This is a genomic window from Parachlamydia sp. AcF125 (assembly GCF_018342475.1).
In the GTDB taxonomy this organism is placed as follows: Bacteria; Chlamydiota; Chlamydiia; order Chlamydiales; family Parachlamydiaceae; genus Parachlamydia.
On sequence record NZ_JAEMUD010000004.1, the window covers coordinates 172,954 to 186,392 of the forward strand.

Consider the following 13,439-nt stretch of genomic DNA (forward strand, 5'->3'; position numbering starts at 1 on the left):
TGCTCCTTCAAAATCTTTATAGTTAGGCATTTTCATGGAGATAAATCTATGTTCAGGTTGCTTCGAGATTTAACCTATTTCCTTCTTTTGCTGGCTTTAACCAGCTGCGCTGCTAAGCAAGATTCAACCTATGAGCCTATTCCTGAGACGATAGAGGCACAGCCTTCCCAGCGCAATCTATTGTGTGCGAAAGAAATCGAGAAGGGCTCTTACATGCTTTTTGTCGAAGAGTTAGATTTCGCTCAGCCTTATTGGTTATATGTGCGTGGAAATGTAAATCACGCCATTGATTGCCAAGAAATTTTTATCCGCCCTGACCGAGCTATATCGCTTGTATGTATGCCAGAAAATAGGCTCGTACTTGCTTTTGAACCCTCCCTTTTAGGAGAATCTTTTGATGTTTTTCTTCTTTCCAAAGATAAGGCCTTACTTGGCCATGCGCACTTGATCCCTTTTCCGGTTATCCATGCCCAGGTTAAAGACTATTCCATTACAGCCGAAATCTTGAATCAAACCGCGGAATGCCTTTTTTTTACAGCCTCTGGCTTTGAACCGGAAGAAGAAGTTTTTATGGGTTCTGGCCTAAATGAAGAAGATGGGCATTTAACAAAACACACCGCCTCAAAAGAGGGGACACTTTGTTTTATTGAAAATCCTGCCTATCGAGGACAACAAGGAGGAAAAAGGCAGCTCCTCATGATTGGTAAAAAAGGAAAGATTCAAACTGAGTATCTATGGGGCAAAAAACTACTCGACTATTCACATGCCTTTTTTCAATCCAGAATAAAAACAGACTCCACCTAATAAGGAATTCTACTGTATGCCTGAAGCAATCCAGCACTATAAAAAACTTCACGAAATTTCCCGAAATACACGCATCCTCGAGGGGATTGACGCCTTGCTGCATTGGGACCAAGAAACCTATATGCCTGAAGGCGCAGCTGCCATTCGTGCCGAACAGCAAAAAATCATGGCTGGTCTCATCCACAAAGGGAAAATTGCCAAGCCCTTCGTGAACACCCTTTCACGGCTAATCGATATCAAAAGCGGCAAAATTTTAGCAAAAGGCTTAGGAAAGGCAAAAAATGCCGCTTTAAAAGTTTGGCGGAAAGAATATTTAAAAGAGGTCGCTCTGCCTACTCGATTTGTAGAAGACTTTGCTAAACTGACATCCCAATCCCTTTTAGTGTGGCGCTCAGCAAGGCAAGAAAACTCTTTTCGTCGATTTGCTCCCTATTTAGAAAAAATTATTCAAATGAACCGTCAAAAAGCGGATCTATTAGGCTTTCAGGCCCACCCTTATGATGCTTTATTAGATTCTTATGAACCAGGCATGACGACAGAGCGCTTAACTCCTACTTTTTCTGATTTAAAGCAATTTCTGGTAGGGTTGATTAAAAAAATTCAGAAAAAGCCCCCTATAGACGATCGCTTTTTATTCGGCAAATTTGCTAAATCCAAACAAATCGCATTTAGCCAACTGGTTCTAAAGGGGATGCATTATGACATGCATTGCGGAAGGCTCGATTTTTCTATTCACCCTTTCTCTTCCGCTTCTCATCCTACCGATAGTCGCATCACCACCCGTATTCATCCAACCTCCTTGCTAAGCAATCTACGCTCTGTGATGCATGAAGCTGGACATGGGCTTTATGAGAGGGGGCTCCCTATGAATGAATATGGATCGCCTTTAGGACAACCCGCCTCTCTTGGCATCCATGAGAGTCAATCTCGCTGGTGGGAAACGCGGATTGGACAAAGCTTACCTTTTTGGAAATATTATTTTCCCTTGCTTCAAAAAGAATTTAAGGGATTCCAAAAGATTACCCTTGAAGAATTTTACAAAGCTTCCAACAAAGTCCAAGCTTCTTTTATTCGAGTAGAAGCGGATGAAGTGACGTATAATCTCCATGTAATTTTGCGTTTCGAAATAGAAAAAGCCCTTATTGAGGGCTCACTTCCCATTAAAGAAATTCCCGAGGCATGGAATGAAAAACTCAAACAATTCCTAGGGCTCATCCCTTCTACAGATTCCGAAGGATGTTTACAAGATATCCATTGGTCTTTAGGCTGTTTTGGATATTTTCCTACCTATTCCCTCGGTAATCTTTACGCGGCTCAGCTTTTTTCAGCCTTTGAGAAAGAGTCTCCCGATTGGGAAAATAAAGTTGCAAAAGGAGAGATGAAATTTATTAAGGAATGGCTCGCCAAATCCATTTTTCAGTTTGGTCAGCAATATTCTAGCGTTGAGCTCGTTGAAAAAATAAGCGGCTCCTCTTTCTCTAGCAAACCCTTTTGCAACTATTTAGAAAGCAAGTATAAGGCTATTTATGCCCTTTAAATTTCTTCAAAATTAGAAGGTAATAGGAGAAGGGACTTTAAAATAGAGGTTTTGTATAAAGGCCCGAATAATTGATGCATCAGTTGGACAAAATTGTCGTAGCCTAATTCCTCTTTCCGAACCTCTATCGTCCGTATGGCCCTGTTTAAACGGCTAAATCGATCAAATAGCATCTGCCGTTCTCGGATCAAGATGGCTGGAGCGTGAAGAAATAGATTGATTTCAAAGATCTCCTCCTCAGTTAATTTGGGCTGGGAAAGAAGCTTCATAAACGCAAAAAGCTTTGCACTTTCAGCCGCCCCTATATCGATCCCGTCCTTACACGTAAAGCTAAATGTTTGGGGCTTTACCATTTCAATAATTTTAAGCTGAAGAAAAAATTCAAAAATTTCGATAAAATCTAAGCGGCTTTCCCGGCTTAAAACATTTTTGTAAGAAAAAAATAAGCGGTGAATTGCCTCAAAAAGAGGAGGGACAAACTCAGAGAAAAGGTCTTTTTTTAGGGCGGAAGGTAAATAGAACCCCCCTCCCGAACTTCGCAAATGCTCTTCAAAATGTTGAATAAAAGCGATCACATCAGGCTCATGAGAATAAGAAGCCGCCTGGTGATAAAATTCTGTATCCTTAGGAAAGGTCACCACAGTTAAGGCCGAAGAAAAGTCTGGGTGTTTTTGCAATTCTTCTATCGCATGAGAGCGAGCGTACTCTTTCCAAGAAGTTTTATCCTGTAAGTTAAATAATAAGTGCCCTTTTTGTGGATTGTCACTGTCTAAGTAAGTATAAGAACGCAGAAAGGCTTTAAATTCATCCACCACGGAGGCTTTATTAATCGCTTCTTGATAGGTGGGGGTAGGGATGCGAATATTTACACACCGCATATTTTCGAAGTATAAAGTAAACAATTGAGTGGGAATATTGCCTTGGTGCAAAGGATCAAAGAAATGATACCTATCCCCTTCTAAGTTTTCTAAAATTCGAACGAGCGGACCATGAGAATGGGCTTTTAAAACTTTACTTAAGGCCTTATAATCTTGGGTTAACTGATCAAAAACCGCGGTTTCCGAAGGATTATAAGCCCCTTTACGGAAGCTATAAGATAATTCTCGAGCCTCTATCATCATGCTTTTCAAAGAAGGGAGAAACTCCTGCATCGATTTAACGCTTGAAAAGAAGCTACGGCATAAAAAGTAGGCTGTTTCTAATAATACCCCCCCTAGTTTGTCAAATTTCTCTGGAGGGTATGCCACCAATTTCTGGAATTCACGGGTATGTAAGGCTTGTGATAAATACATTTGAAAATCCTTAAAGTAGCCCGCACAGCTTTTGGTAGGTGAATAGCGCAGCAGATGAGACGATTGCCCGCATAAGAAAAGCGCCATCAACGCTTTCCTTAGGGTGGAAGCAAGCTCATTATTAGGGTGCTCGGCACTTTCGCGATAAAATAAATCTAGACGGGATCCAAAAGACCGTAAAATATGGCGGGCTGCGCTATGGATAAAGAGATCAACGTGAAAGCGGATATTGGCCATAAGAGGATGGTTAACTTTTTCTCCAAAATAATCCCCCAAGTCGCAAAGAAGTTTTACATTTCGAATTAACTTAAGACTAAAAAATCGAGAGCCATCTTCTTTTCTTAAAAAAAACAATTCATATTCTGTATCCTTCTTGACAGATTCAAGATCTATGAAAACATGCTTTACCTTTTGGCCAAGCTGCCGCTTACTCGAGGGCTTTTCTTCTTTTAAAATTTGGCGTTTAGTTAAACTAATAATCCCTTTTACTAATAAGCCTTTATTAAACTTATGCGCAATATGGGTCAGATAAAATTCTTCAAGCTCTTTATACTCTTTCGTTTCTGTAATGCTTTCTTGCCTTTTCTTATGAAATAAACAGGCAAACCTATCCAGCTTTTTGGCAGCCTTACCTACTAGAACCATCAGGGACTTTATTTCTTCCACTGCGTGTGCATCTCTCACATAGCGGTATCGGGTTTGGTAAAAGCTACGCAAGTAGTTTAGCACAACTTTAAAGATGCCTTTAACCCTTGTAATAGTGCGATCGGCATTTTCAGGACGAAGCCCATGGACTGTTTTGATGGAATTGTTTGGAAATGGTTGAACGCCCCCTGCTTCTCCCTCAAAGTCCAAATCGGCGATCTGAGAAAGAGTTTCTACAGCCTCAATAATGGATAAATTGCCCTCTTGCTTCTGGTATGTACTCATTCAAACACCTCTTTATGTGCTTACATTAAAAAAAAGCATTCAAGACTTAATATCATTATCCTATTTTTTAAAAATTAATTAACATATCTTTTAAACTTTTTTTTAAAATTATTAAGTTTGAATCTTTATTCAAAGGGAGATTTTTTAAAATTATTTATTAAAAAATCAGCGATTAATTAAAATAACTTATATAACAACAAATAATGACCTTTTTCAGGATAAGGAGATCTGATGAACCCCCTTCATTCAACTCCAGATGTTCACAACTTAGTTTTCACCCATCCGGTTGCCGCCTCTTCTATAGGCAAAAATTCAAGCGAGCAAGTTGGGCCACCAAGTTTCGAAATAGATCCCCACCAAACTGTTGAGCATATGTACAATTTATTTATGGAAAGTCAGGATCACTCTGAGGAAATCTCTTCCCTAGAAGGTCAGCTCCTTTCTGTTGAAGAGGAGATAGAGTCTCTTACTAAAAAAACAAAAAAAGAGTGAAAGTGAAGAGAAAATAAAAGGAATTAAAGCTAAGATACAAGAGCGAAAAAAATTAATTTATACGTTGGAAAATAAACTCGAAACTTTAAATGACCAACAAGAAAGCAAGGAAAAACAAATACGCACTCTTGATAATCAGCTTAAAGCTTTGTTTTTACCAGGCCGAGAATTACCTGTAAAATTTGATAGCCGCACAGATTCTTCCCAAATTCAACATTATAAAGCGATCTTAAATAGTAAAATTGGCCTTTGAAAAGCTTTCGAAACCGAAGCAAAAAAAGACCTAGAAGAGAATAAAGCAACGATTCTGCAGCAATTTGGTAAAGCAAACTTAAAAGATCTTTCCCAGGTGGGATTTCACTTAAAGATTTTGGGAGGAGATGATCACAATCATGGCAAATCCCCTATCTTGGTTACCTTTACCTCTTTGCAAGATAAGTCCACTCTTTTGGAAGTCGTGTATAAGCCAAGAAACGCGCACACAGACAAGGCTATTCTCGAGCTTTTTGCAGCAATTAATGCCCTGCCTGAAGAAAGCAAATCTGGCCCCGCTCTTCCTTTTTATAAAATCGAGCATATTAATGACGGTAAGGCAAGCATTTGGGAATATATTAAGGGGGATGGGCTGATAATGGGAGCCTCTACTACAGTTAAATATATGCTCCCAGGAGAAAAGCGAGATAACGCAGAGAAAAATTTGCTTAGGCTCGAACAAGTATGCAGCCGTGCGGGAATTACAAACCTTCATATGGAAAATGTCTTATTAACTAGCCATGGCGAGTTGATTCCTATCGATCTGGAGGTGGTATAACTTGGACATGCGACAGGTTTATATAGCTCTCAACCCCAATCAAAAGAATTATCTACAGCAGAAACAAAATTGGTTGACGAATTTCTTGCTGTGCAAAGGGAAATTATAAAGGCAGTGAATGAACACACCGAATTCGAATTTATCGCGGATGAAGAAGCTTTTATTAAACAGTTTAGCGATAGCATGAAGAGGGGAGACGTCCCCTTTTTTACCAAAAATAAAGACTTTATTTGCTTTGGACATTTTTCTAAAGAAAATAAAATTGCAAAATTGAAAGCGAATAACAACTAAGTTAATTATGAATAGTGACTTACAGCTGCCAAGCCGTTCTTTATTGTATAATAGCAGCCTCCAATTTTTAAAAATGGAGCAGATAATAAAGCGGAATGTTGTCCAGGCGACAAAGGAAAAAGCTTATCGCTTAGCTTCGTCTAATCACTTTAGAGTATCAACTGTTTCCAGACAGGCCCATCGATTAGCCAAAGAGGCTTTCAAAAATTTTGAAAGCCAGTTGATCACCCTGTTTAATGCAAGTCCTCTCACCGCTCATCCATTTTTAAAAAATAGGTTGCTTCAATTTATAGAAACTTGGCGCCATTTTTTTTACTCCACTTTATATGTAGAGTTAAGAGGATTAATGCTAATCGAGGCCAACAAAAAGAATATTCATGTCACCTTGAAAGCTTAAACCTTCGCAAGTCTTGATTTTCCGTAAAAAGAGGCCTATCATTTGGATGGGCCTCTTTTAAAATAGGATCGATCACCTGCTGTAAGGCTACTCGATACCCCTTATAGCCATTTCGAAAATCTTCGGCAGTCAACTCATAAGTGATATCTGGAGTGACTCCTAGATTTTCAATAAGGGTGCCATCCAGATGCCTTTCTAAGAGGGAATTTGTATAAGAGTAGCCCGCAACCCCTAGCCTATTCGGATGCCCTTCCCCTACCACAGTGCCCCCTGCACCAGCAGTGCGTGCCCCAAAAATAGTCGCTCTTTGATTATCTTGTAAAATGCAAGGGAAATTATCTGCGCAAGAAAAATCAGATTCATTTATCAAGACAATGATCGGCTTGTTGTATGTCACTCTTGAGTTGGGCAAGATGGCCTTCACAATAAGATGGACAGGAGAAGTGATATATTTACCCATCTCCCATTCGTCTAAAATAAATTGGAAATATTGAATGGAGGAATGAACCAATTCTAAAGAGACCGGATATCCATATAAGCTAGGACCGCAAACTTCTAAAGCTTCTTCCTCACTTGTTATCTTTTTAAGAGCTTCAAGCGCTTTAAAAGCCTCCATCACCTCTTCTTGAGTTAAGGCAATCTTATATTTGGGCAGTTCTAAAGGCTTATCTGTTAGAAAAGTTAATAAGCCGTATTTATAAAAAACGGATCCGCCTGGATTATTGACTTGGTCAATCACCAAAGCTTGGGTGCGAGGAAGAAAAAAATCGATCATTTGCTCAAATTCCGCTATTTCCTCATCCCCTCCTTCATAAGTCGCTATTCGCACGTATCCGATTCTTTGCCTATGGGGGGTTTCACAGATATAAGCATAAAAAGGACAATCCAAGTCAGATTGCCAAATCACTGAACCTAAAAGAGGCACAAAACTATGCCGTGCTCCCAAGTTGTGAATATCCTCTCCTGTATGCCTTTCGCCCTGTTTAAACTGAGCATATAGAGGAGTCATCATCATTTTTTTATAGTAAGGACGTTGGAAAAACGGCTGTTTTAAGGGGAGCGCACGAGAAGTTAGAGCAGGTAAAGGATTTTCCTTTATCTGCTCTGGACGATAATCCCAAGTTAACAAATAAGATCTTTGCTGAGCTGTTTTTTTATGTTGCAGGACAATTTCGACTTCTCCTTGAGGAACATCTTCTGCAAACCTTCCAGACCGCCAGGTTAAAGCACGCTCAGCAATCCTTTGATCCGTTTTTTCATTGAGACGATCGTAAGCTGATTTGCGTAGATGGTAGATGGCCTTCTCAATATCTTGCCCATCAAAGGCAATCACTTCATCACCCACCGCCCAATCAGAGAAAGCCCCTGGTAATCTTTCCTCGTCGATCCATGTAATAAAATAGCGCCCTTCTGCCCCATGTACATGAAAAGGCAAAGAAGCCCTTTCAGTCGAGTGAAAGGATACAGTGACGTGATAATCCGCCACAGAGGTAAAAAGTTTATTTAAAACCTTATGGTAATCTTTTAAAACAGGGGAAGAAAGCTGATGAATTTCCGCTTCTGCATTTGCAAATTGTTGATTAAGGTCCCACCCCAAATGTAGCCATTTCCATTCAGCCGGCACATATTTGATCTGGAAATTTTTTTTAATAAAATGCAAATCTTCTACCATTTCTTGCCGCAAAAAAGCTTCATTAGCAAGAAGACAAGGCGAAATAAAGAAAATGATAAAAAATTGGAAAGGGAAGAGAAGTTTAGCCTTCATATGACCTAAAGAGGATTTTAAAATGGAAAGGGATCTATTGATAAAAATGCAATAAATCATAAAATAAGTAAGTATATAAAACGTTTTTTATTTCTGTCAATATTGCAGGAGTAAATTTGCGTATTTTTTTAACTTATTCGGAAGGGGAACCATGGCGAATCTTTTTGTGCAGCAACTATTGAGAGATCCTACCAGCCTCCCCCCTCATGGCATCTGCCTGCCCATTTTCTCTTTACATTCAAAAGGTAGTGGAGGAATTGGTGAGTATACTGATCTTCTTCCTCTCTTGGCATGGGCTAAAAAACTTGGGATCCATATTATCCAACTCCTCCCCCTCAATGATACTGGCTTAGAAACAAGTCCTTACAATGCCCTTTCGGCATTTGCTTTAAATCCCATTCATTTAGGCTTAAAACAACTCCCTTATTTGGCAAACTATCCAGAGTTAACACCCCTACTTGCTCAACTCCAAGCTCTTAATCAAACTCAACGAGTTTCCTATAAAGAAGTGCATGGACAACGCGATTTATTCTTACGCCAGTATTTTCAACTAGCAGGCCCGCTTCTTTTAAAAGCTGACGATTTTCAAAAATTTCAGCAGCAAAATGAGTGGGTTGAAAAATACGCCTTATTTAAAACTTTGAAAATCGCCAGAAATTGGGAATCGTGGGACCTGTGGCCAGAAAAGCTACGCTATCCCACGGAAGACTACCTTGCTGAACTGCTTTTAGGGAAGCGCGAAGAAGTTGCCTACCACTCCCTTTTGCAATTTTTATGTTTTTCTCAAATGGAAAAAGTAAAAAAGGAGGCCGAAAGTCAGGGCATTTTTTTAAAAGGGGACATTCCTATCTTAATTGACTCTCAAAGTGCCGATGTTTGGTTGAACCGCCCCCTATTTCATACCCATTTAACTGCGGGAGCACCACCCGATCAATACAGTGAAGTGGGGCAAAATTGGGGATTTCCCCTCTATAACTGGGACAAACATGCCGAGACTCATTACACCTGGTGGAAAAAACGGCTCGAGATCGCCTCCCACTTTTATCATTTCTATCGCATTGACCATGTGGTTGGATTTTATCGCATTTGGGGGATTCCGTTTAATCAATCTGCTAAAGAGGGGAAGTTTTTCCCGGAAGATCCTTCTGTATGGATCTCTCATGGGGAAAAAATTCTTAAAATGATGGTCGATTACTGCCCTATGTTGCCGATTGGAGAAGATTTGGGAGTTATCCCTCCTGAAGTTAGAATAAATCTTCGCCAGCTCGGCATATGTGGCACAAAAGTGATGCGCTGGGAAAGAAGGTGGAACGAGGATGGTCGCTTTATTAATCCCCACGATTATATTTTAGAAAGTTTAACGACCGTTTCTACGCACGACTCTGAAACACTTCAACAATGGTGGAGGAATAATCCTCAGGACGCCAAAGATTTTTCAAGCTTTAAAGGATGGACCTATGAACCCACCCTTTCTTCTGTGCGCCACCAAGAGATTTTGTATGACAGCCATCATACCCGAAGCATTTTTCATATCAATCTTCTACACGAATACCTTGCTGTCATTCCGGGATTAACGTGGCCGAGTTTAGAGGATGAGCGGATTAATATTCCTGGCGTCGTGTCCGATAGGAACTGGAGCTATCGTTTTAAACCCAGTGTAGAAGAAATCATTCAAAACCCTGAGCTAGCAAAACTTATAAAAAAATTAACGGTTTAAATCTTTATGCGCTTCTTTTTTCTTTTCATTTTAATGTATAGCAGCTTTTGCATGGCAGCTTCCCCTTTAAAAATCCGCGCCTTATTTCGCAGCTTGGATCCCACATCAGTCGCACAGCATTTAGCTTTATATGAACTATACCCTGATACGGTTGAAGGGCAACAAGCTCTTAAAAAAGCCTGGGAACTTTTGGAGGGGGTCTCCATCTCTTCGCCCCAGACCGCTTTAACCCCAATTGAGCCTTCAGCCATTCATGCCTTGATTGCACTTGTCAATAAACAACCTAATGACACGGCCCCACACTTGTCTTCAGAAGCACTTGGGTTAATTGAAAAACTGGCCTCCAAATTACCTAATCGCCACCTTAAAGGTTTTCACGCGACTAACGAAGCAGAAGTTTTGGCTCTTCCTCCTGAAGAAATCGATTTAGCCAATGGATTGTTTCTCTCCCATTTAGAGGATGAGGATAAAAACTCTGGTAAGGTATATCAAGCGATAATAGACCTGATGGCCTTGCAAATTTTGGCTCAATTACCTTCTAATGCTACCCCGCTTCAAAAGATCTCAGCCATTAACAAATTTATTTTTTTTGATATGGGATTTCGCTTTCCTCCTCATTCTTGCTATGCAAAGGACATTGACCTTTACACGTTTCTTCCCTCGGTTTTGGATTCGAGACGTGGTGTTTGCTTAGGAGTCTCCCTTCTGTATATTTGCCTGGCTCAACGCCTCTCTTTACCTATTGAAATGGTCACCCCTCCAGGGCACATCTATGTGCGCTATAAGGATGGCAAAAACGTCCTTAATATAGAAACAACTGCTCGCGGCATCCATTTGCCTTGCGAAGAATATTTAGGCATCGACACACGAGCTCTTCAAGAAAGAACTATAAAAGAGGTGATTGGTTTAGCTCATTTTAACCAAGCCGCAGCCTATCTCAGGCAACACCGCTACGAAAACGCTCTGCTTTGTTACAAAAAGGCTCAACCCTATTTACCTAAAGATCAACTTTTACAAGAATTGACAGGCTATACCCACCTTTTTTTAGGAAATATAGAAGAAGGGAGAAAGCTTCTTGAAGAAATCAAAGACTATATCCCTGATCATGCAGTCACAAAAGAAAATATGGCAGAAGACTATTTAAACGGACTTGTAGATATAGAAGGGATAAAAACGGTATTTATGGAAGTAGATGAGTCGCGAGAATCACTTTTAAGAAAAAAGGAAGCCCTAGAAAAATTAGGGGAAAAATACCCTCTTTTTCGAGCTGGTATTTTTAGCCTTGCTTCAACTTATCTACAGTTGCATCGGAACCGCGAAGCCCTGGTATGGTTAAATATCTACCATTCTCTCTACCCCTTTGATCCAACGGTTGAATATTATTTAGCAGTATTATGCATGGAGAGATGTGAATCCACTAAAGCCTGGGAGCATCTCCTGCAAGCAGAAAAAATCACACGAGCAAGGGACCATTTTCCCAAAGCTTTAAAAGAAGTACGGCAAGCTTTAAACCAGCGCTGCCCTCCTTAAAAGTTAAAAAAGGTGAATGATGAAAATCTATACAAAAAAAGGCGATCGGGGACAAACTTCCTTATTTTCTGGAAAAAAAGTTCCTAAAAACCATCCTATCATTGAAGCCATTGGATGTGTGGACGAATGTAATAGCGCTATCGGCATGGCTCTTTCCCTTCTCCCTAAATTCCTCGAGTTTAAAGACCTAGAAGAACAGCTTTTAGGGATTCAACATACCTTATTTGAACTGGGAGCGATTTTAGCCTCTTCCCCTACTAAAACTTCCCTACTCAGCACAAAAGAGCTTGAGCAGTGGATCGATTGGATGGAAGAAAAGCTTCCTCCTTTGCAACATTTCATTCTGCCAAATGGCCATTCCGCCTCTTCCACCCTACAGCTAGCTCGCGCAGTTTGTAGGCGAGCTGAGCGAGCTCTCGTGACTGATATCGAAAGCAAGGATGCGCCGCCCGAAAGCTTAGTTTATTTGAATCGCCTTTCAGACTATTTGTTTGTAGCGGCCCGCCTTGTCAATTTCCATACTCAAACTCCCGAAATTATCTGGCTCTCAAAGCCTAATGATTAAGCCTATTTTAAAATTGACAAGCAAGAAAACTACATCTTAGGATATATATTATTGGGCTTCTAACATGATGATATCACTATTAGGAAGGAACACTTCTTATGGCTCATCTATACGTCATCCCATTTAACAACCTAGAAAAAAATTTTTACCAACACTGAATAAGTATTAAAAAAATTCAAGAGCTGGCCTCAGCCTCTTTCGGAGGCAAAAATGGAGGAATTAAATGCCTTTTTAAAGTCAAAAGGCACCCAGACTCTTTACAATCTTGTCCAAGAGCTTAATAAAGCTTAATGAAATAAAACCCCTGAGGCTTTCTCAACTTCTTGTACCGAAGTTTTGAACTGATTAAGAGGGACCTCTTTAGCAATTTGCTGATTAGGCAGCACATACGCTTCTGTTTGTATGCTGCCTGCCTCTGTTTCTCGGGCAATGACCTTAAAAAAATGAGTGGGTACGGCTACATTATTTGGCCCTATGACCTGATAATGCACATATTTTTTGCCATTTTCTGCTACGCAGGGCAAAAATAAAGGCCCTGTAAGGACGTGTACCGTTTTTGAGCTTTTTGTTAAATCTCTCACATATTTTTCCATTTTTGCCCAATAGCCCCGGTTAAATTGGGCCACTTGGGGACTCATATTAGAGAGGTAGAAAGTATCTCGCAAAGTGTCCGGATTAGCTTGATGATCGGCTGCCGGCGCTAGATGACCGCGGTCAAATCCAGATCCTTTGAAATCTTCTAAAGTGTTTTGAAAAATTTTGGGAATGCGAGGATCTTCCTGAAAAGGAAATGGGTCTCGGCTAACCTTTCCTTTTAAACTTTCCGCAGTCAAGCATTCATAAACCCATTGCGCATTGCGAGTTCTTCCATCATATTCCAAGGTATACCCAGGGCGTTTAATCATAATCGCCCCTCGCGGAGAAAAAATAGGATTGAATAGCTGGCTAGAATTTCTTTGCGGTCTCGCTAATTCGGTTTCAGGTGGTAAGAGATTGGCGATTTCTATATATCCTGCTGTCAAATACCCTAAAATGAAAGCCGTACTCGCTATCCAAAAAAATGTCCCATATTTTCCATATTTATGTTTCATGGTTAACTTTAGCCCATTTCGCCGATGATTCATTCATTCTCTCAATAATTCTTTTCAAGTATCCTTAAAAGCGATAGCATACCACAAATAACCTCTAAAAACAATAAAAGCGGGAAATAAGGAAAGTAAAAAGCATGTAAACATGCTTTTTACTTTCCTTAGAACATTGCCAACGTCCATTTACCCCTCACGCAGAATGGAAGCAATGATCATTATC

The 13,439-nt window shown here is 40.1% G+C and carries 12 protein-coding genes and 1 pseudogene; 10 read left to right on the forward strand and 3 right to left on the reverse strand.

Going from position 1 to position 13,439, the window contains the following annotated elements; genetic code table 11:
* The first annotated feature begins 48 nt into the window (after positions 1 to 48).
* Positions 49 to 804: a hypothetical protein gene (locus tag PARA125_RS08680; protein WP_249274310.1), complete on the forward strand. Its 756-nt coding sequence runs from the start codon at positions 49 to 51 to the stop codon at positions 802 to 804.
* A 16-nt stretch (positions 805 to 820) separates the two neighbouring features.
* On the forward strand, positions 821 to 2,341 hold the full coding sequence (locus tag PARA125_RS08685) for a carboxypeptidase M32 (RefSeq protein WP_213158490.1): 1,521 nt from the start codon (positions 821 to 823) through the stop codon (positions 2,339 to 2,341).
* On the opposite strand, the gene PARA125_RS08690 is transcribed toward PARA125_RS08685, so the two are convergent.
* Positions 2,338 to 4,563 (reverse strand): hypothetical protein, encoded by a 2,226-nt coding sequence (locus tag PARA125_RS08690; protein ID WP_213158491.1) that lies wholly within the window; start codon positions 4,561 to 4,563, stop codon positions 2,338 to 2,340. The genes PARA125_RS08685 and PARA125_RS08690 overlap by 4 nt on opposite strands.
* Positions 4,564 to 4,794: 231 nt before the next feature.
* Here PARA125_RS08690 and PARA125_RS08695 point away from each other — a divergent pair, with 231 nt between their 5' ends.
* The 5 genes and pseudogenes from PARA125_RS08695 to PARA125_RS08715 all read left to right on the forward strand — a co-directional run bounded on the left by PARA125_RS08695 (position 4,795) and on the right by PARA125_RS08715 (position 6,554).
* Entirely contained in the window at positions 4,795 to 5,055 is a 261-nt protein-coding gene (locus tag PARA125_RS08695; protein WP_213158492.1) for a hypothetical protein, read from the forward strand.
* A 64-nt stretch (positions 5,056 to 5,119) separates the two neighbouring features.
* Positions 5,120 to 5,308, forward strand: a complete 189-nt coding sequence (locus tag PARA125_RS08700; protein WP_213158493.1) for a hypothetical protein — start codon at positions 5,120 to 5,122, stop codon at positions 5,306 to 5,308.
* A gap of 33 nt (positions 5,309 to 5,341) precedes the next feature.
* Positions 5,342 to 5,866 (forward strand): annotated as a pseudogene (locus tag PARA125_RS08705) (DUF4135 domain-containing protein); the annotation flags it as partial.
* 114 nt (positions 5,867 to 5,980) lie between these two features.
* Positions 5,981 to 6,157, forward strand: a complete 177-nt coding sequence (locus PARA125_RS08710) for a hypothetical protein (RefSeq protein ID WP_213158494.1) — start codon at positions 5,981 to 5,983, stop codon at positions 6,155 to 6,157.
* 7 nt (positions 6,158 to 6,164) lie between these two features.
* A complete protein-coding gene (locus PARA125_RS08715; RefSeq protein WP_249274311.1) occupies positions 6,165 to 6,554 on the forward strand; it encodes a hypothetical protein in 390 nt (129 codons plus the stop codon).
* Here the strand turns inward: PARA125_RS08715 and PARA125_RS08720 are convergent.
* Positions 6,538 to 8,379: a protease-like activity factor CPAF gene (locus PARA125_RS08720; RefSeq protein ID WP_349305717.1), complete on the reverse strand. Its 1,842-nt coding sequence runs from the start codon at positions 8,377 to 8,379 to the stop codon at positions 6,538 to 6,540. The two genes, PARA125_RS08715 and PARA125_RS08720, sit on opposite strands and share 17 nt — an antisense overlap.
* A gap of 91 nt (positions 8,380 to 8,470) precedes the next feature.
* Between PARA125_RS08720 and PARA125_RS08725 the strand changes: the two genes are divergently transcribed.
* The 3 genes from PARA125_RS08725 to PARA125_RS08735 are packed head-to-tail and all read left to right on the forward strand — an operon-like array spanning position 8,471 to position 12,131.
* Positions 8,471 to 10,036, forward strand: coding sequence for a 4-alpha-glucanotransferase (locus PARA125_RS08725; RefSeq protein ID WP_213158496.1), 1,566 nt, complete (start codon positions 8,471 to 8,473; stop codon positions 10,034 to 10,036).
* A gap of 51 nt (positions 10,037 to 10,087) precedes the next feature.
* Positions 10,088 to 11,566, forward strand: coding sequence for a transglutaminase family protein (locus PARA125_RS08730; protein WP_249274313.1), 1,479 nt, complete (start codon positions 10,088 to 10,090; stop codon positions 11,564 to 11,566).
* Between the two features lie 16 nt (positions 11,567 to 11,582).
* Entirely contained in the window at positions 11,583 to 12,131 is a 549-nt protein-coding gene (locus PARA125_RS08735) for a cob(I)yrinic acid a,c-diamide adenosyltransferase (protein ID WP_249274314.1), read from the forward strand.
* 287 nt (positions 12,132 to 12,418) lie between these two features.
* Here the strand turns inward: PARA125_RS08735 and PARA125_RS08740 are convergent, their stop codons facing one another.
* A complete protein-coding gene (locus PARA125_RS08740) occupies positions 12,419 to 13,255 on the reverse strand; it encodes a DNA/RNA non-specific endonuclease (protein WP_213158498.1) in 837 nt (278 codons plus the stop codon).
* Positions 13,256 to 13,439 lie beyond the last annotated feature (184 nt).

What these genes read in the sequence shown, in the direction of transcription:
- PARA125_RS08725 (WP_213158496.1), top strand. Translation starts at nt 8,471, where the DNA reads ATGGCGAATCTTTTTGTGCAGCAACTATTGAGAGATCCTACCAGCCTC.
- PARA125_RS08730 (WP_249274313.1), top strand. Translation starts at nt 10,088, where the DNA reads ATGGCAGCTTCCCCTTTAAAAATCCGCGCCTTATTTCGCAGCTTGGAT.
- PARA125_RS08680 (WP_249274310.1), top strand. Translation starts at nt 49, where the DNA reads ATGTTCAGGTTGCTTCGAGATTTAACCTATTTCCTTCTTTTGCTGGCT.
- PARA125_RS08720 (WP_349305717.1), bottom strand. Translation starts at nt 8,379, where the DNA reads ATGATTTATTGCATTTTTATCAATAGATCCCTTTCCATTTTAAAATCC.
- PARA125_RS08715 (WP_249274311.1), top strand. Translation starts at nt 6,165, where the DNA reads ATGAATAGTGACTTACAGCTGCCAAGCCGTTCTTTATTGTATAATAGC.
- PARA125_RS08690 (WP_213158491.1), bottom strand. Translation starts at nt 4,563, where the DNA reads ATGAGTACATACCAGAAGCAAGAGGGCAATTTATCCATTATTGAGGCT.
- PARA125_RS08740 (WP_213158498.1), bottom strand. Translation starts at nt 13,255, where the DNA reads ATGAATCATCGGCGAAATGGGCTAAAGTTAACCATGAAACATAAATAT.
- PARA125_RS08735 (WP_249274314.1), top strand. Translation starts at nt 11,583, where the DNA reads ATGATGAAAATCTATACAAAAAAAGGCGATCGGGGACAAACTTCCTTA.
- PARA125_RS08685 (WP_213158490.1), top strand. Translation starts at nt 821, where the DNA reads ATGCCTGAAGCAATCCAGCACTATAAAAAACTTCACGAAATTTCCCGA.
- PARA125_RS08695 (WP_213158492.1), top strand. Translation starts at nt 4,795, where the DNA reads ATGAACCCCCTTCATTCAACTCCAGATGTTCACAACTTAGTTTTCACC.